The sequence below is a fragment of the Xanthomonas sp. NCPPB 3583 genome (assembly GCF_041475715.2).
Lineage (GTDB): Bacteria > Pseudomonadota > Gammaproteobacteria > Xanthomonadales > Xanthomonadaceae > Xanthomonas > Xanthomonas euvesicatoria.
Genome location: NZ_CM191263.1, coordinates 4,939,095 through 4,960,133, shown reverse-complemented (window position 1 = coordinate 4,960,133; position 21,039 = coordinate 4,939,095). Strand labels below are relative to the sequence as shown.

Below are 21,039 nucleotides of genomic sequence, written 5' to 3'. Positions count from 1 at the left end.
TGGCGCTCAGGCCTGAAAATCGAGAGTGGGGGACAACCGGTAGGCGGCGCGCAATTCGTCCAGACCGGACGCCTCGCCCACCACCGCGCCGCTGCCGGCTTGGCGTAACCGGGCAGCCAGTTCGGCCAGCATCGCCACGCCGGCACTGTCCAGGCGTTGTACACCCGACAGGTCCAGCGTGCGCGCGCCATCCAGCTGTGCGATCGCCTGCGGCCAGGCCGCGGTGACCGCCGCACGGTCGAGCACGCCGGTGATGACCAGCGTGTCGCCCGAGCGTTGCACGGTATCAGTTGCCATTGGCCGGTGCCGTACCGACCTGCAGGTTGCCGCTACGCAGCTCGGCGGCCACCTTGGCGATGCCCTTCTCGCGCAGCGGGCCGTCGAACTGGGTCTTGAAGGTCTGCACGTAGGAAATGCCTTCGATCATCACGTCGAAGATCTTCCACTGGCCGCCGGTATTGCGCATCAGGTAGTCGACCGGGGTCGGGTCGTTGCCGGCACGCAGCAGGTCGGTGGAGACCTTGACGCCGCGGTTGCCCGGCAGCGCGCTCTCGGACTTGGCGCGGAAGGTCGGCTTGCCTTCGAAATTCAGCAGCGCGGTGCCATACCGCTGCATCAGGTTGTCGGCCAGCGCATCGGCAAACAGCTTGACGTCGGCATCGGAGGCGCCACGGCCATGCACGCCCAGCACCAGGCGGGCCGAGTAGTCGCGGTCGAAGGCCTTGTTCAATTCGCCATTGATGAACTGACGCAGCGCCGCCGGATTGCTGCGGAACTCGGCACGGCGCTGGTCCAGCGTGCTCAGGATGCGGGTGCTGCTGTCGATGACGGTCTTGGTCGCTGCGCCCTGCGCAGGTGCGCTGGCAGCGGCCGGCTGCGCCAGCACGGTGACCGGTGCGCACACCAGCAGGGTCGAGGCCAGGACGGCAGAAAGCACAGTGGTCTTCATTGGTGTGGTTCCGTAGAGGGAGGAGCGGTTTGGGCAGGCGCAGGCGCCTGGCCGTTGGCGGCGGCCGGGGCATTGCTGCCGCCACCGCCACCACTGAACATGTATTTGCCAACCAGCTGCAGCAGATCCACCGCCGGCTGGGTGAAGCCGATTTCGTCGCCCGGCTTGAGGGTGTCCGGGTCGCCGCCCGGCTGCAGCCCGATATAACTCTCGCCCAGCAAGCCGCTGGTGAAGATGCCGGCCGAGGTGTCGGCCGGCAGGTCCTTGTATTTGGTATCCAGCGACAGGGTCACGATCGAATCGAACTTGGTCGGGTCCAGGCTGATGTTGGACACCTTGCCGATGGTCACCCCGCCGATCTTTACCGGTGCCTGCGCGCGCAGCTGGCCGATCTGGCTGAAGCGGGCGGTCAGCGTGTACTGGCTGGAGCCAAAGCCCCAGCGCTGGTTGGTCGAGGCCACCGCCAGCACCAGCAGCGAGGCCAGGGTCAGCAGCAAAAAGGCGCCGACGGCGAATTCGAGTCGTGGTCCACGCATGGCCATAGTTATTCCACTCACCTAAACAACATTGCAGAAAGGACGAAGTTGAACATCAGCACCAGCAACGAGGCATTCACCACCGCGCGGGTGGTGGCGACCGAGGTGCCTTCGATAGTCGGTTCGGCATGGAAGCCCACGTAGGCGGCAACCAGTGCAGCGGTGCCGCCGAAGATTGCCGACTTGAGCATCGCCACGCCGAAGTCGTCCCAGACGTCCACGCTGTTGCTCAGCCCGGACCAGAACGTGCCGTTGTCGATGCCCAGCACATGCACCGCTTCGAAATAGCCACCGGTGATGGCCAGCGAGCAGAACACGCCGGTGAGCAACGGCACCGTCAGCACCGCCGCCCAGAAGCGTGGCGCCACGGCCTTGGCCACCGGGTCGATGGCCATCAGCTCCAGCGCCTTGATCTGGTCGGTGGCGCGCATCAGGCCGAGCTCGGCGGCGATCGAACTGCCGGCGCGGCCAATGAACAACAAGGCGGTCAGCACCGGCGCCAGTTCGCGATACAGCGACAGGCCCAACAAGGTGGACAACGCATCGGACGCACCGTAGGTGGTGAGCGTGCGATAGCCCTGCAAGGTCAGCACCAGGCCGACGAAGGCGCCGCCCACCGCAATGATCGGCAGCGAGCGCGCGCCGACCTTGTAGATCTCGCGGACCAGTTCGGCAATGAAATCGCGCGTGGGCAGCGAGCCGCGCAGCACCGTCAGCGAAAACAGCCCGGCGCGGCCGAAGGCGCGAATGGAATCGGCGAAGGCCATCAGGCAGCACTCCGGTCGCGGCGCGGGGCGGCATCGAAGGCGATCGGGCCGTCCGGCTGGCCGTGCAGGAATTGCTGCACCAGCGGGTCGGTACTGTCCTGCAGCTGCGCCGGCGTGCCGGCGAACACGATGCCGCCATTGGCGATCACCACCGCCTGGTCGCAGATCGGCAGCGTCTCGTGCACATGGTGGCTGACGATGATGCTGGTCAGGCCCAGGCTGTCGTTGAGGCGCTGGATCAGGCTCATGATCACGCCCGAGGCGATCGGGTCCAGTCCGGTCAGCGGCTCGTCGTAGATCATCAGCGGCGGGTCCAGCGCCAGCGCGCGCGCCAGTGCCACGCGCCGTGCCATGCCGCCGGACAACTCGCGCGGCCAGGCATCGGCTGCGGCCAGCAGGCCCACTGCATGCAACTTCATCTGCACCAGGCGCTGCAGCACCGCTGCCGGCAACCGCGTGTGGGTGCGCAGCGGCAGTGCGACGTTCTCGGCCACGCTGAGGTCGGTGAGCAGGCCATTGCCCTGCAGCAGCACGCCGACGTTGCGACGCATCTCCAGCAACGCGCGGCTGCCGGTGGGAATGGGATTGCCGAACAACGTGACCGTGCCTGCGACCGGGCGCAGCTCGCCGGTCAGCGCCGCCAGCATGGTGGATTTGCCGCTACCGGACGGACCGAGCACGGCCGTGATGCTGCCGCGTGGCACCTCCAGCGACACATCGCGCAGGATCGTGCGCCCGCCGCGATCGATGCGGACACCGGACAACTGCACGACAGGGGAAGCGGAAGCCGTCATCGGTGCCTTTAACAAAATTACAACGCGATAGAGTAGCCCGTGCACCGCTGAACATAACCAGACTGGCGCGTGCAGTATTGTCGCATTCACCGAAGGGCGATGTGCGGGTTGCGTGTCGCTGTCTGCGTAACAGCGTGTCCTGCAACGCAACCAGGCCCACGCATACGGTCGCGATCGGCAAACGTACGCTGCGGTAGGGACGTAAGCGACGTTGCCACAGCACGCAGTGTGTACCTTGAGACTGGCATGTGCCCCTGGTCGTCTTGCCTGTCGCAGTTGCGCAACGATCTGCCTAGCATGTCGCGTTGTCGGCAGCGGCATCTTGTCGAACCGGCCACAAAACGTGACGATCCACGCTACTTCGTCGCTGCAGGAATCTTCCATGGAGTTGCTGACGCTTGAACACTTTGCCGGCAGCGTCAACGAGACCTTTGCCGCCGCTTTGAATGAGGGCGAGGTGCCGTTCGTGCTGGTGGAGGCGCGGCCCTTGCAGCACGCGCGCAATTCGCAACGTGCGCCGTTCTCGCTGCTGTTTCGGAATGGTTCGGCCTTTTTGTTTCCGCAGCAGACCTATCAGATGCGGCATGCGCGGCTCGGCGAGATCGGTATCTTCCTGGTGCCGGTGGCGCGCGAGCGCGACGGGTTCTTGTATCAGGCCGTATTCAATTGAATACGGCCAGCTGCACGTTCAACTGAGCAGGTGATCGTGCCGATGCCAGTGCATCTGCAGATGGGTCTGGGTGCTGTCGCCTGCAACGAATCCGAGGCGGGCATACAGGCGTTGCGCGGCGGGGTTGGCGTGCAGCACATGCAATGACAAAGCACATCCCGCATCGCGGGCGCACGCCTGCGCATGTGCAATCAACTGCGTGCCGATGCCCTTGCCATGCCAGTCCGGCAGCAGGCTGATATCGACCAGCGTGTGGTGTGCGGCGCCGCGGTGCAGATACAGCCGGCCGATCGCTAGAGCTTTGGTCTGCACGATCAGAAAGTCCGCATCGGCAAACTGCTGCCGGTAATGCGCGCGCTGCAGGGCGAACTGCTGCTGCAGGAAGGCGCGCTTGGTCGCTTCCGGCCAAGGCACCGGTGCCAGCTCCTCGCGACGCGTGCTGGCGTACAGATCCTGCAACCAGGGCAGATCCGCATCCTGCTCTTCGCGCAATGCAATGGCGTGCGCACCCGGCAACGTGGTCTGGCTTGCGCCGCCGGATGCCTTCACGACCTCGCCGGAAAGCGGGCGTGTCATGACATCAACTGAAGACAGGGTAGTCGCCGGACAGCGCGATGCAGAAGTTTACCGCCAGATACGGCTGCCGGTTCTCGTGGGCCTGGCCGTTGCCGGTGGGAATCAACATAACGGGAGAGAACTGCTTGTCGGGCGCAATTGCGTTATATGGACGTGCGCTGCTGCTACCTGGCGACGAAAGCGCGGCGCCGCCGACGGGCGCACCGCTCTTCTTCGTCTGGTCCGCTAAGGAGAACGAGTTGACGCCGTGCTGGTGCATCGGCATCTCCGAGCCCGACAGATTCACCCCTGCGGAACCAAAATTGCTGCCCAGCGTGTGCGGGGTCAGGCCAGGGCCGGGGCCCTGCTGGCAGCCAGCGCGCGCGGTGAAGTTCGGCAGCTGAAACGTACTGGAGCCATTGCCGCCGTAGGCGATGCCGAGCAGCGAATACAGCGCGCTGTTCTGCGTGATCGGCAGGACGGCACCATTGCACAGGGCCCAGCCGTAAGGGTTGTAGTCGAAGCCGAACAACTGGATTTCGCCGAGATAGGGTTCGGTCATGAGCGGATTCCTCCGATGGAGCGGATGCGTGCCGCAGCCACGTCGACGCGGCGCATGGGATCAGGCTTGCTGCGGAAAGATGCCGGTGGTGGCAATGCAGTACTGCACCGTCAGTGTGGGCATGACGTTGTCGTGCGGCTGGTTACCACCGGCGAATGAGGTGCTCTGCCCCGACATCGCTTGCGCCGTGGCGCCGCCGGTGGTGGTGAGATAGAAAGTGTCGCCGCTCACCGCTGCAGGCAACAAGCCCGAGGGTGCCGTCGCTGTCGCCCCCGCGGTGGTAGCTTGCGCGACGTGCGTATGCGCCGGCATCTGCAGATCGGTCAACGTCACCGTCTCGGTACCGGCACTCTGGGCAAGCACGTAGTTGCTCAGTCCCGGCCCCTGGCCCTGGTGGACCGGCACGCGGCCGCGCAGGTCAGGCACTGCAAAGGTGCTGGTGCCATTTCCACCGTAGGCGGTGCCGAGCAGGACATATAACGGCTCGTATTCGGAGATCTGCAGCAATGAGCCATCGCACGCTTGCCAGCCCTGAGGAGTGCGGCCAAAGCCGAACAGGCGGATTTCGCCGATGAAGGGAGTACCCATGAGATTCTTCCTGGTCGATGAGGTGATCCGCGCACCAGTGCGCTGCGCACCCGAGTGCGGATGCGCCTAGCTGCGCGAAGGGAAGATGCCGGACAGCGCGATGCAGAAATTGATCGTGGTGTATGGCTGCACGTTCGGATGCGCCTGGCCGCCGCCCTCTGCGCCTACCGTGGCTTGCGAGAGCGGGACCACGCTCCCCGGCGCGGCGTACAGCGGTGTCGCCGTTCCCGACGTGGCGCCATTGTTGGCGAATAGGCGCCCGGTTGGGTTGCGGTTATTGCCGGCGGCGCTGGCGCATTCCATCAGATGGAGGTGTGCAGGCAACTGGTTTTCCACCAGCGTCATCGTCTCCGCACCAGCGGCCTGACCCATTGGCATCGCCGTCGGCTGCCATGCCGGATCCGCCGACGGCCCATAGCCCATCGGCGTGCGGCCGCGCATGTCCGGCAGCGCGAAATTGGTCTTGCCGTCGCCGCCGAACCGCGTGCTGAGCAGACTGAACAGGGCCTGGTTCTGATTGATCGGCAGCAATTGACCGTTGCATTGCGCAAAATACTTCGGCGCAAACGCGAAACCGGTCAGCATGATCTGACCGATGAAGAACTCGCTCATGCGGATCTCCCCTAGGGTGTTTGACGCCGACATCGCGCCTGGCGCTGCTCTACTTAATCACGTCTTCTGCGCAATGCAAGCATTGATAATGCTGAATCGGACAGGGGCGACGTATTTGGTGCTTTACGAATACGTAAATTTACTGTTCAAATGCTAGCGCAGCATGGTGGGGAATATGCCTTTCAAGGCCTATAACCGTGCTGTCTGAGGCACCAGGAGCGTTGCCGGCGCCAGCGGGGTGGCGTGATTTTCCGGGGAAATGGAATATGTCTACGAATTGCACCAATATGGCTGCAGGCGTGCGCGTCGTTTTGCGTTGGCCGCTGGTGTTCGCGCTGCTGCTGTTGAGTACGCTGTATTCCGGCAAGGCCGCAGCAGCGGCGTCGCAATATTGTCCGACGTTGAACGCCACTGTAGTTCAGGGTGGCTCGGTGCAGATCGACGTCACCACCTGCGACGGCACTGGCGTAGACGACATCGGCGTTGGCTGGGACGGAGTGCAGCCTCCCCACGGCACTCTGACCGTTCCTAATCCAAGCGGAGCACAGGGAACGCAGATCGTCACATACACGCATAATGGCGACAGCGCCACCAGCGACACGTTTCCGCTGGAAGACGGCGCTGGCGATACCATCACAGTCAATATCACGATTACCCCCTCGCGGACCGCCAGCATCGCGGTCAGCCCGTCCGCCGCCAACGAGGACAGCGGTACCTCCTTGGTCTACACGGTGACGCTGAGCCAGACCAATACCTCGGCGACCACGGTCAACCTGACCCGCAGCGGCACCGCGACCAGCGGCACGGACTACTCCGGCGCCGTGACCAGCGTGGTGGTGCCGGCCAATACCGCCTCGGCCAGCTTCAGCGTTACCCCGATCGCCGACACCGCGGTGGAAACCGACGAAACGGTGATCTTCAGTGTCGCCAATGGCACCGGCTATTCCACCGGCAGCCCGTCCAGCGCCACCGCCACCATCGTCAACGACGACTTCCCTTCCGCGAGCATCGCCGTTTCCCCGGCCAGCGTGTCCGAGGACGGCGCCACCAATCTCCTCTACACGGTCACCCTGAACCAACCGTCGCCCACCGCGCTGTCCATCGGCTTTGGCGTGAGCGGCACCGCGACCTCGGGCACCGACTATGCGGCCGTGAGTTCGCCGCTGGTGATCGCCGCCGGCCAGACCACCGGCACCATCACCATCAATCCGACCGCCGACAGCACGGTCGAGCCCGACGAAACCGTGGTGATCAGCCTCAACACCGGCAGCGGCTACACGGTCGGTTCGCCGAACAGCGCCACCGGCACCATCCTCAACGACGACCAGCCGGCGCTGTCGATCAACGATGTTTCGGTCAACGAAGGCAATGCCGGCACCACCAACGCCACCTTCACCGTGTCGTTGAGCGCGCCGGCCGGCGCCGGCGGCGTCAGCTTCGATATCGCCACGGCCGATGGCACCGCCACTGCGGGTGTGGACTATGTCGCCTCCAGTCTGATCGGGCAGACCATCCCGGCCGGCAGCAGCAGCGCCACCTTCACCGTGCTGGTCACCGGCGACACGCTGGCCGAGCCGAACGAAACGTTCTTCGTCAACCTCAGCAACGTCACCGGTGCCAGCGTGAGTGACGGGCAGGGCCTGGGCACGATCGTCAACGACGATGCGCAGCCGGCCCTGTCGATCGACGATGTGAGCGTCAACGAAGGCAACAGCGGCACCACCACGGCCACCTTCACGGTGAGCCTGAGCGCTGCCAGCGGCCAGACCGTCACGGTCAACTACGCCACCGCCGACGGGACCGCCACCGCCGGCAGCGACTATGTCGCGCGCTCCGGCACGCTGAGCTTCGCGCCGGGCGTGACCGCGCAAGGCGTGGCCGTCACCGTCAATGGCGACACCGCGGTCGAGCCCAACGAAACCTTCAGCGTTGGCCTGTCCGGCGCCAGCAATGCGACCATCGCCCGCGCCACCGGCACCGGCACTATCCTCAACGATGATGCGGTGGTGACGATCTCGCCGGCGTCGCTGCCCGCAGCAACCGCAGGCAGCGCGTACAGCCAGACGCTGAGCGCCAGCGGTGGCACCCCCGGCTACAGCTTCGTGATCAGTGCCGGTACGTTGCCGGCCGGAATGACCCTGAACGCCGCCGGGGTGCTGTCCGGTACGCCGACTGCCAGCGGCAGCTTCAACTTCACCGTCACCGCAACCGACAGCGGGGCACCGACCAGCGGCAGCCGCGCCTATACCCTGACCGTGGCCGGCGCCAACGTGATCTTGCCGGCCACCACCTTGCCGGCCGGCACCGCGGGCCAGGCCTATTCGAGTGCGATCACTCCGGCCGCCGGCGGCATTGCGCCCTACAGCTACGCGCTCACCGCCGGCGCGTTGCCCGCCGGCATCACGCTCAATAGCGGTAGCGGCGCATTGAGCGGCACCACCACCAGCGTGGGCAGCTTCAGCTTCACCGTCACTGCGACCGACAGTACCAGCGGCACGCCCTCGCAGGGCACGCGCGGATACACGTTGAACATCGCCGCGCCGACGATTGCAGTGGCGCCGTCCACGGTTCCCACCGCAACACGTGGCACCGCCTACAGCCAGACGCTGACCGCCAGCGGCGGCACGGCGGCCTACACCTACGCGATCACGAGCGGTGCATTGCCGGCCGGGATCACCTTGGCCAGCAACGGCACCTTGTCGGGCACGGCCACGCTGGAGGGTACGTTCAACTTCACCGTACAGGCCACCGACGCCAACAGCTTCACCGGCACGCAGGCATACAGCCTGACCGTGGCTGGCCCGAACCTGGTGTTGCCGGCGTCGACCTTGCCGGCAGGGACGGCCGGGCAGGCCTATGCAGCTGCGGTCACGCCGGCCACCGGCGGCACCGCGCCGTACAGCTATGCAGTCACTGCCGGCGCGCTGCCGGGTGGCTTGGGACTGGACGCTGCCACCGGCGGCCTCAGCGGGACGCCGACGGTGTCGGGGACCTTCACCTTCACCCTGACGGTCACCGACAGCACGCCCAGCCCCGCCGCGCAGGCCAGCCGGAGCTACTCGCTGACCATCAACGCCGCAACGCTGGTGCCGGGGCAGCCCACCTTGCCGCCGGCCGTGCGTGGCACCGCCTACAACCAGGTGCTCACCGCCAGCGGCGGCGTTGCGCCGTACCGCTACAGCATTGCCAGCGGCACGTTGCCGGCCGGATTGACGCTGGCCAGCGACGGCACGCTGTCGGGCACGCCAACGGTACAGGGCACCACGTCGTTCACCATTGCGGTGGCCGATGCGGGCAATGCCAGCGCCACGCAGGCCTACACCTTCACGGTGAACGATGCGGCGCCGGTGGCGGTGGCCGATGTTGCCGCCACCATGACCGACACCGCCGTGACCGCAGCGGTCACCGCCAACGACACCGGCAGCATCACCGCGATCGCCATTGCCAGCGCGCCCACCAACGGCACGGCGGTGGTCAACGGGCTGGAAGTGGTCTACACGCCGAACGCCGGCTTTGCCGGCACCGACGTGCTGAGCTATACCGCCAGCGGCGCAGGCGGCACCTCGGCAGCGGTGACGCTGACCATCACGGTCAACGTGCGGCCGGTGGCGGTGTCGGTGACTGCGGCGGCAGTGCCGGGCGAAGCGCAACAGGTGGACATCACCCGTAACGCTACCGGCGGGCCGTTCGTGGCGGCTGCGGTGGTTGCGGTGTTGCCGGCCTCGGCCGGCACCGCCACCATCACCCGCGTGGGCGGCACCGCCAGTGCGGCGGCGGCGCGTGCCTCCGGTCTGTCGCCGGCGGCCGCTGCAATGGCCGAGACGCCGACCTTTACCCTGACCTTTACACCCAACCCGGCCTTCGTCGGCCAGGCCACGGTGCAGTTCACCTTGTCCAACGCATTCGCCACCTCGGCCCCGGCCAGTGTGGTGTTCAACATCGCGCCACGGCGCGACCCGAGCGTGGATGCGGAAGTGCGTGGCCTGATCGATGCGCAGTCCGAGTCCACGCGGCGTTTTGCGCGGGCGCAGATCGACAACTTCCAGCGCCGTCTGGAGGCCACCCATCGCGGCGGCGGCAGCTTCACCAACGCAGTGAGCTTCCAGCCGACCTCGCATTGCCGCCAGGCCGAGCGCGGCATCAGTGCGCAGCCGTGCAGCCCGGACACGCAGGACGTCGACAACGACTTCCGCGATGCGCCCGCGGCGACCGGCACCACCGGCAGCAGCGCGCAGACGCAGGGTGACCTGGGCCTGTGGGTGGGCGGCGCAATCCGCTCGGGCAGCCTGAACCGCCAGACCAACAGCAACGGCGTGGATTTCCAGACCGATGGGTTGAGCGTGGGTGCCGACTACCGGGTTGCCTCGTCGCTGGCGATCGGCGCGGGCCTGGGTTGGGGCCGCGACGACAGCGACGTGGGCAACAACGGCAGCCACAGCAAGGCCACTGCCTACACGATGGCGTTGTACGCCAGCTTCCATCCGGGCAAGGCGTTCTTCTTCGACACCTTGGTCGGCTACCAGCTGCTGTCTTACGACCTGCGCCGCTTCGTCACCGATGACAGTTCGCTGGCCGAGGGCAACCGCGACGGCAAGCAGTGGATCGCCTCGCTGTCCACCGGTGCCGACCTGCAACGCGGCACGCTGCAGATCACCCCGTACGCACGGGTGGATGTGGCACGCGCCACCTTGGACGGCTATGTAGAAGCAGGCGTGGCCCCGTTCGCGCTGCGCTATGCCGACATGGATGTGGCCACCACCACCGGAAATCTCGGCCTGCGTCTGGAATGGCGTCGCGAGGTTGCCTGGGGACGGCTGACCCCGCAGTTGCGCGTGGAGTACCAGCGCGACTTCCAGGGCCGTGGCGATGCGATCCTGAGCTACGCCGACCTTACCGGTGGCCCGTTCTATCGCACCGCGCAGAGCGCGTTCGACCGCAACCGGTTGATGGTGGGCATCGGTGCAGCGCTGTTGACCGAACAAGGCCTGTCGACGCGGCTGGAATACCGCGGCATCACCGACGGCGACAGCAACAACGATCAGACCTGGATGATCAATCTGGAAAAGAAATACTGATCGGGTTGTAAGCCACGCGGTCATGCAACGCGATGGGCCGGGCGAACGCCCCGGCCCATCACGTTTGTGATGTCGGCGGCGTGTTGCGCGCGTGGTTGCGATGACGCTCGCGGACGCAGTGAATGGCTGCGTTGGGCGTCTCGAAGGTTGCACGTAACGACCGCAGTACGTCGAATGTGGTGTTGAGCCTGATGGCAGTGGGTGACGCACGGTGTGCGGCGCGCCGTCGATCGGCATCTCCCGCGCAGCGCTGTTGCACGGTGCCGTGCGGCCTTGCGTCCCAGCGCGGCAACAACGCCTCACGCGCGCATCCGGCACAATGCGCCACGCATGCACGCCACTTCCGCGCCCGATTTCCGTCTTTATCCATCCAATGCGCTGGATACCCTGGCCGCCTTGCTCGCGCAGGAGTTGCGCCGGCCGATGCCGGGGCAGCCGTTGCTGCAGCCGGAGGTGGTGCTGATTCCGCAGGTGGCGATGCGGCGCTGGTTGCAGTCCACGCTTGCGGCCGAGCACGGTGTTGCGGCGAATCTGGAATTTCTCACGCCCGGCGAATTCGTCGCGCGCGCGCTGGAGCGCAACCTCGGCGCGGCCGACGACGACCTGGACATGGCCACCACGCAGTGGCGGTTGTATGCGGCCCTGCAGTCGGACCTGGGCAGCGACGCGGCCCTGGCCCCGCTGGCCGGATACCTGTCCGATGGCGATGCGCTCAAGCCATGGGCGCTGGCCGGCGAGCTGGCCAGCGTGTTCGAGAAATACCAGGCATGGCGCCGCGACTGGTTGCTGCGCTGGGAAGCAGGCGCCGACCCGGACGACCCGCAGGCACGGTTGTGGCGCAGCATCGCCACCGGCCGGCAATACCGCGCCCGGCGCATCGGCCAGTATCTGGATCGCCATGCGCGTGCCGACGGCCCGTTGCCGCAAGGCCTGCCGCCGCGCGTGTTCGCATTCGCCATCTTGAACATCTCGCCGGACGTCCTGCGCGTGCTGGCCACGCAGGCGCGCGTGGGCACGCTGCACTTCTATCTGCCCACGCCGACGCAAGGCTACTGGGGCGACCTGCAGACCTTGTGGCAACGCCGGCGCGAAGACGGCGCCGTGCAACTGTTCGCCGAGCAGGTACAGGAAAACCCGTTGCTGCAGGCCTGGGGCGCAGCCGGGCGCGATTTCATGGCGTTGGTGGGCGATTACGAAGTGGTGCACCCGCTGGCCGAAATCGCCGCCTACGCCGACCCGCTCGATTCCGGCCGCCGCACGCTGGCCGATGGCGGGTTGGGCGACAGCCTGTTGCGGCGCATGCAGAGCGATCTGTTCCATCGCCGCGCGCCTGCGGCGCACGCGGTATTGCCGGCGGTGAATCTGCACGACCCCAGCCTGCAGGTGCATGCCTGCCACACGCGGCTGCGCGAGTTGCAGGTGTTGCACGACCAACTGCGTGCGCTGCTGGACGATGCACGCTTCGACCCGCCCCTGCAGCCGCGCGAGATCGCGGTGCTGTCGCCCAATATCGACCCGTACGTGCCGTATCTGGATGCGGTGTTCGGCAGCCATGGCAACGACGACGCGCTGCCCTATGCGCTGGCCGATGCCAGCCCGTTGGCGAGCGAGCCGCTGGCCGAGGTGTTCCTCACCTTGCTCGGTTTGCCGATCGCGCGTTTCGGGCTGCATGAGATCCTCGACCTGCTGGCCAGCGCGCCGATCGCCGAAGCGGCCGGGTTGGACGAAGCCGGGCTGGAACGCCTGCGCAGCTGGCTGCACGCGGCCGGCGCGCGTTGGGGCCTGGACGCAGCGCACCGGCGGCAGCACCAGGCACCGGGCGACGATGCCTACACCTGGCGTTTCGCGCTGGACCGGCTGCTGCTCGGCCATGCCAGCGGCGCCGACGAGGACATCGATGGGGTGGCGCCGTGGCCGCAGCTGGAAGGCAGCGCGCTGGCCGCACTGGACACCTTGTTGCGGTTGTTGCGCGTGCTCGAACGGCATCAAGCCGCGCTGGCCGAGGCGATGACACCGGTCGAGTGGCGCGAGCGGCTGCTGGGCCTGCTCGAGGCATTGATTCCGACCACGCCGACTGCGCCGCGCGCGCAACGCGCGCTGGATCGCTTGCGCGCGTTGATCGATCAATTCGCCCGCGACGCGATACGCGCCGAGTACGCCGGCAAGGTGCCTGCCGAGGTAGTGCGTGCGCATTTTGCGGCGGTGCTGGGCGAATCGGATACGCGCGCGCCGCTGCTTACCGGCGGCATCAGTTTCGGGCGCATGGTGCCGATGCGCTTGCTGCCGTTCCGCGTGATCTGCCTGCTCGGCATGAACGATGGCGACTTCCCGCGGCGCGACCCGGCCGCCGGGCTCAATCGCCTCACCGCGGAACTGGGCACCGAGCGTCGCCGGCACGGCGACCGCTCCACGCGCGAGGACGACCGCTTTTTGTTCCTGCAGTTGTTCGCTTCCGCGCAGGACGTGTTTTATCTGAGCTATCTCGGCGCCGATGCGCGCGATGGCAGCGTGCGCGAGCCGTCGGTGCTGGTCAGCGAATTACTGGCAAGCGCTGCGCAGTACCACGCCGCCAGCAACGCGCTCGACACGCTAGTGGTGCGACACCCGTTGCAACCCTTCGCCGCTGCCGCGTTCGGCGCGCTGGGCGACGACGGTGCCGACCCGCGCCGTTTCAGTTATCGCCGGCAGTGGCGGCCGGCGGTGGACAGCCTGGTCGGCCAGCGGCAACCGCTGGCGCCGTGGGTGGCCGGTGCATTGCCGGCCGAAGGGATCGCCTTGCCGGCCAGCATGTCCATCGACGCGCTGCGCCGCCTGTTGACCGACCCGGCCGGGCAGTTCCTGCGTCATCGATTGGGCATGCGCCTGCCCGATCCGGCCGGAGAGGACGCCGATCTGGAGCCGTTGCTCGCCCCCACGCGTGGGCTGGATCAATACGGGTTGCAGCAGCAGATATTCGACGCTGCGTTGGCCGGCGACACCGAGCACCTGTACGCGCGTCTGCGTGCCCGCGCGCTGCTGCCATCCGGCCCGCTGGGGCGGCGCCAGCTCGACGAGCGCGTGGCGCAATTGCGCCCGTATGCCGATGCGTTCCGGCAGTGGCGTGGCGAATCCCCGGCCCAGTCGCGCCGGCTGCAGGTGCAGATTGACGAGATCGAACTGCACGGTCGTGTGCCGGGCTGGTACGCAAGCGGCGTGGGGCGCGTGCAGGTCGGCGCGCTCAGCGGCCGTAGCGCCATTCGCCACGGCCTGGAATGGCTGCTGCTGCGCGCCGCCGGTGAGCACGCGCCGTACGTGCGTTTCTTCGAACACGACGACGGCCTGGGCCCGCATCCCATCGACGCGCAGCCGCTGTCGCAGACACAGGCGCGCACCGCGTTGGCCGAGCTGCTGCAGCTGTATCGCCAGGGCTTACAGATGCCGCTGGCGTTCGCGCCGTACAGCAGCTGGAAATATCACCAGGCCGCACGCGGCGGCGACCTGGACAAGGCCATCAAGGAGGCGGCCGGGCAGTGGCAATCGGGCTTCGGCTGGAGCGAATCGCACAGCCCGGAACTGCGCCTGGTCACCCGCGGCCGCGACCCGTTTGCCGACGCGCAACGCTTCGCCGAGTTCGCCGCCACCAGCCATCGGGTGTATGCATTGCTCGAACAGGGAAACACCGGCGCGCCGCTCGAGACCGAGCGCGTGATCGACAGCTGGCGACACTGGCACGGCGCGCAGGAGGATGGCGAATGAGCGTCAGCCCCGTCACCGACCCGTATCTGCAGTTGCCGCTGAACGGCGTGCGCCTGATCGAGGCCAGCGCCGGCACCGGCAAGACCTTTACGCTGGCCACGTTGTTCACCCGGCTGGTGGTCGAGCGTGGCTTGCGCATCGGCCAGATCCTTGCGGTGACCTTCACCGAAGCGGCCACGCAGGAGCTGCGCCGCCGCATTCGCGAACGCCTGGTGCTGGCCGCAAGCCTGGTTCCCGAGGCGCCATCGCCTCTCGCAGGAGCGGCTTCGGCCGCGACCGAGTCGTCCGCAATCCAGTCGCCCGACGCCCCATCGGCTTCTGCAGGAGCGGCCCTGGGCGCGACCGACCTCGCCGATGCCCCGTCGCAGCCAGGGCCGCTCCTCCATGAAGCGCCCGACGTGTTACTCACCCGCGCCATCCTCGCCACCCATCTGGGCGGCGGCAGCGAAACGCCCGTCGCCTTGCGTCGCCGCCTGCAGCAGGCGGTGGAAGAAATCGATCTGGCTGCGGTGTTCACCATCCACGGCTTTTGCGCGCGCGTGCTGCGCGAACACGCACTGGAAAGCGGCCAGGCGTTCGCCGCGCCGGAACTGCTCGCCAACGATCGCCAATTGCTTGGCGAAGTGGCGGCCGATCTGTGGCGGCAGCGCGCCGCCGATGCGGTGATGGCCGAAGATCTCATCGCCCTGTGGTCGGGCGGCCCCGAGGCCTTGGCCAGCGATCTGCGCGCGCTGGTGCGGCACCCGACGCTGTTGCCAGCAGTCGCCACAATCACCGACGATGCACCTGCCTTGCTGCAGGCCGCGCACGCGGCAGCCAACGCACTGGCCGCCGCATTCCAGACGCACGGCACCGCATTCTTCGACGCCATCATGGCGGCCATCGAGGGCGGCATCCTGAGCAAGGTCAGCTACAAACCCGAGTGGCTGGCATCGCTGTGGCACTGGTTCGAAACCTTCGCCGCTGCGCCTGCGCTCAACACCGCGCCGCATGCCAAGTTGCTCAAGTTGACCGCGGCGGAACTGGCTGCCGGCACCAACAAGAAGTTCGTCGATCGCACGCCGTCTTCGCCGATGAGCCACCAGATCGATGGCTATCTCACTGCGCTGGCGCGCGTGGAAGAATGGCGCAGCCGTCGCCGTATCGCATTGCTGCACGCGCTGCGCGACGATGCCATCGCACGGCTGGCGCTGCTCAAGCGGCAACGCCGCGTGCAGACCTACGACGACCTGGTCGATGGGGTGGCGCACGCATTGCAGGGCGCGCAGGCCGACGCCTTGGTCAAACGCCTGCGCACGCAATACGCCATCGCGCTGGTGGACGAATTCCAGGACACCGACGACCGCCAGTGGTCGATCTTTTCCAACGTGTTCGGCGAAGGCCGGCTCGCACGAGCAGCAGGGCTGGAACCGGCGCTGTTTCTGATCGGCGACCCCAAGCAGGCCATCTACGGCTTCCGTGGCGGCGATGTGCGCACCTATCTGGCCGCGGCCGTCACCGCCGAACTGGCGCCGCCGCTGAGCCACAACTTCCGCTCGCGCCCCGGCGTGCTGGCAGCCATCGACGCGCTGTACGCACAGGCCGGCTACGCCGATGCCTTCCTCACCGACGGCATCGCCTTCCACCCGGTGCGGGCAGGGACCAAGCGCGTGGATGAAGACCTGCAACGCAATGGCGTCACTGCGCCGGCACTGACGTTGTGGCGCGCGCCGGAACCGCCGCCGCCTGCGAAAGGTAAGCCCAAGCCCTGGAGCGCCGGCCGCGCACGCGAGCTGGCCACCGCCGCCTGCGTTGCAGCGATCCGCGGCTGGTTGGCCGGCGGCCGCGACGGCACGGCCACGGTGTGCGGCCGCCCGGTGCAGGCCGGCGATATCGCCGTGCTGGTGCGCAGCCACGGCGAGGCCACGCGCATCCAGCAGGCGCTCGGCGCGGTGGGCATTCCGGCGGTGGCCGCCGGCAAGCAAAGTCTGTTCGCCACCGAACAGGCGCTGGAAGTGCTCGCCTTGCTGCAGGCCTTGCTCGATCCGGGCGACGACAGCCGCCTGCGCGCCGCCTTGGCCACGGTGTTGATCGGCGAAGACGCCATCGCCATCGCCGCACTTGAACGCGACGGCGAGCGTCACCGCCACTGGCAGCAACAGGCGCTGGACTGGCGCGAACGCTGGCAGCGCGGCGGCCCGCTCGCCCTGATCGGCGAACTCGGCGCCACCCACGGGCAACGCCTGCTTGCCCTGGTCGATGGCGAACGCCGCCTCACCAACTATCTGCAACTGGCCGAACTGCTGCAGGAAGCCGACGCGCGCGCACTCGGACCGCATGGCCTGGTCGACTGGCTGTCGCGGCGCATCGCCAATGCCGACGACAACGACGAAGCCCAGCAGTTGCGGCTGGAATCGGACGCGCGCCGCGTGCAGATCGTCACCCTGCACAAGAGCAAGGGCCTGGAATATCCGCTGGTGTTCCTGCCGTATATCGGCATCGGCCGCAGCGACAAGGGCGCCGGCCGCCATTGCGTGGTGCATGCGCCGGAGCTCGGCCGTCAGCTGCATTGGAAGACAGACAAGGACGACCCGAGCTGGAGCGCCGCCGAAGCCGCCTGGAAACAGGAACAACGTGCCGAAGACGCGCGCCTGCTGTATGTCGGCCTGACCCGCGCCGAGCACGCGCTGTGGATCGCCAGCGGCCCGTTCCATCAGCACGAACGCACTGCGTTGTCGGCCATGCTGCGTGCGCTCGATGCGCTGCAGGGCGCGGCAGGCGAGGGCACCGTGGTGGTGGACACCAGCACGCCGCCGGCCCACTTGCCGCGGCTGCCGGCGCCGAGCGAGGCGCAGGTGCCGCCCGCGCGCAGCGTGCAACGGCACATCGCCCCGGAATGGTGGGTGTATAGCTTCACCCAACTGGCCAACGCCGATGCCGGCGCGGCCACCGACCCGATGGCCAGCGCCACCGTCGTCGGCAGCGGCGGCAGCGATGAACCGTCCGGCAGCGAAGCGGTTGCCGTGGCCGTTGCCAGCGACGCCGAACCGTTCGATCCGCGCTTTGCCGGCAACCGCTTCGGCGTGGTGATGCACGATGTGTTCGAACGTTGCGACTTCGCCGCCTGGCAGGCCTGGCGGCCGGGACAACCCGCCCCCGACGGCCAGGCCGCACCCATCCTCCAGGCCCTGCAACGCGGCGGTTACGCCCAGGACGACCTCGACGACGGCCTGCGCATGCTCACCGCGCTGATCGGCCACACGCTCACCGTGGCCTTGCCCGAAGGCACCCGCCTGGCCGACGTGCCCGAACCGCAGCGCCGCAACGAAATGGAATTCCATTTCGCCATGCGGCCCACTCGCGTCGATGCGTTGCTGGCCCTGCTGCATCGGTTTGGCGTGGTCGGCGACCGCCAGGCCTTCGGCGCGCGCCAGCGCCTGGAAGGCCTGATGACCGGCCTGATCGACCTCACCTACAGCGTGGACGGGCGCTGGTATGTGCTGGACTACAAATCCAACCGCCTGCCCAGCTACGATGCCGACGCCCTGGCGCGGGCCATGGCGCACAGCGAGTACGAACTGCAGGCGCTGATCTACACCGTGGCGCTGCACCGCTGGTTGCGCTTTCGCCTGGGCGAGGCCTACGACTACGCCCGCGACTTCGGCGGCGTGCGCTATCTGTTCTGTCGCGGCCTGGATGCCGGGCGCCCTGCGGAGGCTGCCGGGTCGGAAGCCGTTGCCGAAACCCCTGGCCATTCCATCGCGGGCCAGCGCATGTTCGCAACCGCGCGCGATTCCACGGGCGACAGACCCGATTCCGCTCCGAACGCCGGCGCCACCACCACCGGCGATGCGCGCGCGCCGCTTGGCGATCCGGCACCGGGCATCCACGCCTGGCGCTTCGAACCGGCGCTGGTGCTGGCCGTGGACGCCTTGTTCGCCGGCAAGCCCGTAGATGCGCTGTCCAATGACGCGCCAGCGCAAGGTTCCCGCAACGGCCTCGAGCCCTTCTCCCCCCGGGAGAGGGGTTGGGGCGAGGGTACGTCCGCAGCAGGGACCCCCACACCATGAAGCAACGCACCACGCCACTGGCATGGCCGACCCGCACCGCGTCCAAGCCTCTCCGTGATCGCGCCGAGCAGGCACCGCCCGCGAGCCACGGGCGCCAATGCTGCTGCGCGCCCGCAAAGCAAGCCAGCGCCACGCATGCCAGCACAGGTGCGCGGAGCATGACGGGGCGCGAGCGCGCGTGCGCCAAGGGAATGCCGACGCCATGACCCATCCAAACCTGCTCGCCGCCCTCAACCAGAGCGGCGCCCTGCGCACCCTGGATCTGGCCTTCGCGCAAAGCCTGCAACGCCTGGAGCCTGACACCGACCCACGGGTGCTGGCCGGCGCCGCGCTCGCCTCGCTGGCGGTCACCAGCGGCCACGCCGGCCTGGACCCCGCCCGCGCCGCCATGTTGCTGGACGCGCGCGACGGCCCGGCGCCCACCTTCCCGGACCCCGCCGACTGGCAACGCAGCCTGGCTGCCTCGCGCTGGGTCGACCAACCGCAGCCCGACGCCCCGGCCGCCGCCGATTGCCCGCTCGTCCTCGAACGCGGCTTGCTCTACCTGCGCCGCTACCGCGAGTACGAACGCCGCCTGGCCCTGGGCCTGCAACGCATCGCCGCGCAACCGCTGCCGCCGGTCGACGCCGCCACGCTGGCGCCGCTGTTCGCGCAGTTGTTCCCGAACGCGATCCCAACCCCTCGCACCGCGGAGCCAACCCCTCTCCCCCCGGGAGAGGGTGCCCGACGGGCGGGTGAGGGTACGGGCCTGCCCGCGCCAATCCACTACCAAGAGGGAACAACCCCCCCCACGCCATCCCACCCCCCGGACCGCCAGGCCCAGGCCGCCGCACTCGCGCTACGCCGCGCGTTACTGCTGGTCACCGGCGGCCCGGGCACCGGCAAGACCACCACCATCGCCCGCCTGCTGTTGCTGCGCATCGCCCAGGCACGGGCATCCAGCACGCCGGCCCCACGCATCGCCCTGGCCGCGCCCACCGGCCGCGCCGCCGAGCGCATGGCCGAAAGCCTGCGCGCCGCCATCGCGCGTGCCATCGCCGACGGCATCCAGCTCCCGGCCGCCGGCTCGCTCCCCGCACCATCGGCAAGCGCCGGCCTCATCACGTCCACGCATCCGACCAACGCCGCCGCGCCCGCGTCCACCGGCGCCGGATTGGAACTGCAGACGCATGCCGCCTCAGAGCAGGGCGGGCCGCCCAGCTGGGAAGCGCTGCTGCCCAGCGGCGCCAGTACCCTGCATCGTCTGCTCGGCGTCATCCCGGATTCCCCGCACTTCCACCACAACGCCGACAACCCGCTGCCGTTCGACCTGATCGTCGTCGACGAAGCCTCCATGGTCGACCTGCCGCTGATGTGCAAACTGGTCGACGCCGTCGCCGATGGCACCCAGCTGATCCTGCTTGGCGATGCCGACCAGCTGCCTTCGGTGGAAGCCGGCGACGTGCTGGCCGCCATCCTGCAGGCCGCCGGCCCGGGCGATGCCCTGCAGCCCGAAGACGCCCAGGCACTGCAATCGCTGCTCGGCAGCGCGCCCGTCGAGCGTCCGCCTGCGGTCACCTCCGCCACCCGCAGCGGCGGCCTGGACGGCCACCGCGTGCACCTGCTGCGCGGCTATCGCCAGGCGCAGGATTTCGCACTGGCGCCACTGGCCGACGCCATCCGCGCCGGCGATGCCGACACCGCCCTGGCCCTGCTGCGCAGCGGCGAACTGCCCGGCGTGCACTTCCACGAAGACGGCGAAGATCCGTTGGTACTCGGCCGCGACGCGCTGCTCGCGCACTGGCGCGCGCTGGCCAACGCCCAGGACCCCGCCGCCGCCCTGCGCGATGCCGGCCGTCTGCGCCTGCTCACCGCGGTGCGTGCCGGCCCGCAAGGCGCACGCGGCCTCAACGCCCGCATCGAACAACTGCTCGCCGACACCGGCTCCGGCGCCCGCCGTCTGGGCGGCGCCTCGCCCTGGTTCCAGGGCCGCCTGCTGCTGATCACCGAAAACAGCTATCGCCACGGCCTGTTCAATGGCGATGTCGGTATCTGCCTGCGCAGCGACGCGGGCCCTTCCCCCGGGCAGGGCGACGCAAGTGCCGTGACCGCGCGCGGCCACGCGGCACCGTCGTCAAGGCCGGGCCACGCTGGCGACAGCGCACGCC

13 protein-coding genes and 1 pseudogene are annotated in these 21,039 nt (G+C 68.2%); 5 read left to right on the top strand and 9 right to left on the bottom strand.

The window, feature by feature from the left end:
* Positions 1–6: 6 nt before the first annotated feature.
* The 5 genes from ACCQ07_RS21215 to ACCQ07_RS21195 are packed head-to-tail and all read right to left on the bottom strand — an operon-like array spanning position 7 to position 3,046.
* Positions 7–297, bottom strand: a complete 291-nt coding sequence (locus ACCQ07_RS21215; RefSeq protein WP_029820564.1) for an STAS domain-containing protein — start codon at positions 295–297, stop codon at positions 7–9.
* Complete coding sequence (locus ACCQ07_RS21210; RefSeq protein WP_008575277.1) at positions 287–949, bottom strand: MlaC/ttg2D family ABC transporter substrate-binding protein; 663 nt, start codon at positions 947–949, stop codon at positions 287–289. Before ACCQ07_RS21210 ends, ACCQ07_RS21215 begins: the two co-directional genes overlap by 11 nt.
* A complete protein-coding gene (gene mlaD, locus ACCQ07_RS21205; RefSeq protein WP_008575276.1) occupies positions 946–1,491 on the bottom strand; it encodes an outer membrane lipid asymmetry maintenance protein MlaD in 546 nt (181 codons plus the stop codon). The genes ACCQ07_RS21210 and mlaD overlap by 4 nt, the downstream gene beginning before the upstream one ends.
* Positions 1,492–1,502: 11 nt before the next feature.
* Positions 1,503–2,252 (bottom strand): MlaE family lipid ABC transporter permease subunit, encoded by a 750-nt coding sequence (locus ACCQ07_RS21200; protein ID WP_011349188.1) that lies wholly within the window; start codon positions 2,250–2,252, stop codon positions 1,503–1,505.
* Complete coding sequence (locus tag ACCQ07_RS21195; protein ID WP_011349187.1) at positions 2,252–3,046, bottom strand: ABC transporter ATP-binding protein; 795 nt, start codon at positions 3,044–3,046, stop codon at positions 2,252–2,254. Before ACCQ07_RS21195 ends, ACCQ07_RS21200 begins: the two co-directional genes overlap by 1 nt.
* Positions 3,047–3,428: 382 nt before the next feature.
* On the opposite strand from ACCQ07_RS21195, the gene ACCQ07_RS21190 reads away from it, so the two are divergent.
* Positions 3,429–3,716 carry a DUF6916 family protein gene (locus ACCQ07_RS21190; RefSeq protein WP_011257259.1) on the top strand — a complete coding sequence of 96 codons (288 nt, stop codon included), beginning with the start codon at positions 3,429–3,431 and terminating at the stop codon, positions 3,714–3,716.
* A gap of 18 nt (positions 3,717–3,734) precedes the next feature.
* Here ACCQ07_RS21190 and ACCQ07_RS21185 read toward each other — a convergent pair whose 3' ends face one another.
* The 4 genes from ACCQ07_RS21185 to ACCQ07_RS21170 form a co-directional block, all read right to left on the bottom strand.
* Entirely contained in the window at positions 3,735–4,292 is a 558-nt protein-coding gene (locus ACCQ07_RS21185) for a GNAT family N-acetyltransferase (protein WP_014091557.1), read from the bottom strand.
* A 4-nt stretch (positions 4,293–4,296) separates the two neighbouring features.
* Entirely contained in the window at positions 4,297–4,833 is a 537-nt protein-coding gene (locus ACCQ07_RS21180) for a phage tail protein (RefSeq protein ID WP_011349185.1), read from the bottom strand.
* A 60-nt stretch (positions 4,834–4,893) separates the two neighbouring features.
* Positions 4,894–5,421 (bottom strand): phage tail protein, encoded by a 528-nt coding sequence (locus tag ACCQ07_RS21175; protein ID WP_057682050.1) that lies wholly within the window; start codon positions 5,419–5,421, stop codon positions 4,894–4,896.
* Positions 5,422–5,487: 66 nt separating this feature from the next.
* On the bottom strand, positions 5,488–6,033 hold the full coding sequence (locus ACCQ07_RS21170) for a phage tail protein (protein ID WP_071118195.1): 546 nt from the start codon (positions 6,031–6,033) through the stop codon (positions 5,488–5,490).
* 266 nt (positions 6,034–6,299) lie between these two features.
* On the opposite strand from ACCQ07_RS21170, the gene ACCQ07_RS21165 reads away from it, so the two are divergent.
* From ACCQ07_RS21165 to ACCQ07_RS21150, 4 genes and pseudogenes are all read left to right on the top strand, one after another.
* Entirely contained in the window at positions 6,300–11,108 is a 4,809-nt protein-coding gene (locus ACCQ07_RS21165) for a putative Ig domain-containing protein (RefSeq protein ID WP_372363645.1), read from the top strand.
* 330 nt (positions 11,109–11,438) lie between these two features.
* A complete protein-coding gene (recC, locus tag ACCQ07_RS21160; protein ID WP_109290563.1) occupies positions 11,439–14,843 on the top strand; it encodes an exodeoxyribonuclease V subunit gamma in 3,405 nt (1,134 codons plus the stop codon).
* Positions 14,840–18,892 (top strand): exodeoxyribonuclease V subunit beta, encoded by a 4,053-nt coding sequence (gene recB, locus ACCQ07_RS21155; RefSeq protein WP_372363644.1) that lies wholly within the window; start codon positions 14,840–14,842, stop codon positions 18,890–18,892. Before recC ends, recB begins: the two co-directional genes overlap by 4 nt.
* 202 nt (positions 18,893–19,094) lie before the next feature.
* Positions 19,095–20,952: pseudogene (locus ACCQ07_RS21150) on the top strand (AAA family ATPase); the annotation flags it as partial.
* Between the last annotated feature and the right edge of the window lie 87 nt (positions 20,953–21,039).

What these genes read in the sequence shown, in the direction of transcription:
- ACCQ07_RS21215 (WP_029820564.1), bottom strand. Translation starts at nt 297, where the DNA reads ATGGCAACTGATACCGTGCAACGCTCGGGCGACACGCTGGTCATCACC.
- ACCQ07_RS21210 (WP_008575277.1), bottom strand. Translation starts at nt 949, where the DNA reads ATGAAGACCACTGTGCTTTCTGCCGTCCTGGCCTCGACCCTGCTGGTG.
- mlaD (WP_008575276.1), bottom strand. Translation starts at nt 1,491, where the DNA reads ATGGCCATGCGTGGACCACGACTCGAATTCGCCGTCGGCGCCTTTTTG.
- ACCQ07_RS21200 (WP_011349188.1), bottom strand. Translation starts at nt 2,252, where the DNA reads ATGGCCTTCGCCGATTCCATTCGCGCCTTCGGCCGCGCCGGGCTGTTT.
- ACCQ07_RS21195 (WP_011349187.1), bottom strand. Translation starts at nt 3,046, where the DNA reads ATGACGGCTTCCGCTTCCCCTGTCGTGCAGTTGTCCGGTGTCCGCATC.
- ACCQ07_RS21190 (WP_011257259.1), top strand. Translation starts at nt 3,429, where the DNA reads ATGGAGTTGCTGACGCTTGAACACTTTGCCGGCAGCGTCAACGAGACC.
- ACCQ07_RS21185 (WP_014091557.1), bottom strand. Translation starts at nt 4,292, where the DNA reads ATGACACGCCCGCTTTCCGGCGAGGTCGTGAAGGCATCCGGCGGCGCA.
- ACCQ07_RS21180 (WP_011349185.1), bottom strand. Translation starts at nt 4,833, where the DNA reads ATGACCGAACCCTATCTCGGCGAAATCCAGTTGTTCGGCTTCGACTAC.
- ACCQ07_RS21175 (WP_057682050.1), bottom strand. Translation starts at nt 5,421, where the DNA reads ATGGGTACTCCCTTCATCGGCGAAATCCGCCTGTTCGGCTTTGGCCGC.
- ACCQ07_RS21170 (WP_071118195.1), bottom strand. Translation starts at nt 6,033, where the DNA reads ATGAGCGAGTTCTTCATCGGTCAGATCATGCTGACCGGTTTCGCGTTT.
- ACCQ07_RS21165 (WP_372363645.1), top strand. Translation starts at nt 6,300, where the DNA reads ATGTCTACGAATTGCACCAATATGGCTGCAGGCGTGCGCGTCGTTTTG.
- recC (WP_109290563.1), top strand. Translation starts at nt 11,439, where the DNA reads ATGCACGCCACTTCCGCGCCCGATTTCCGTCTTTATCCATCCAATGCG.
- recB (WP_372363644.1), top strand. Translation starts at nt 14,840, where the DNA reads ATGAGCGTCAGCCCCGTCACCGACCCGTATCTGCAGTTGCCGCTGAAC.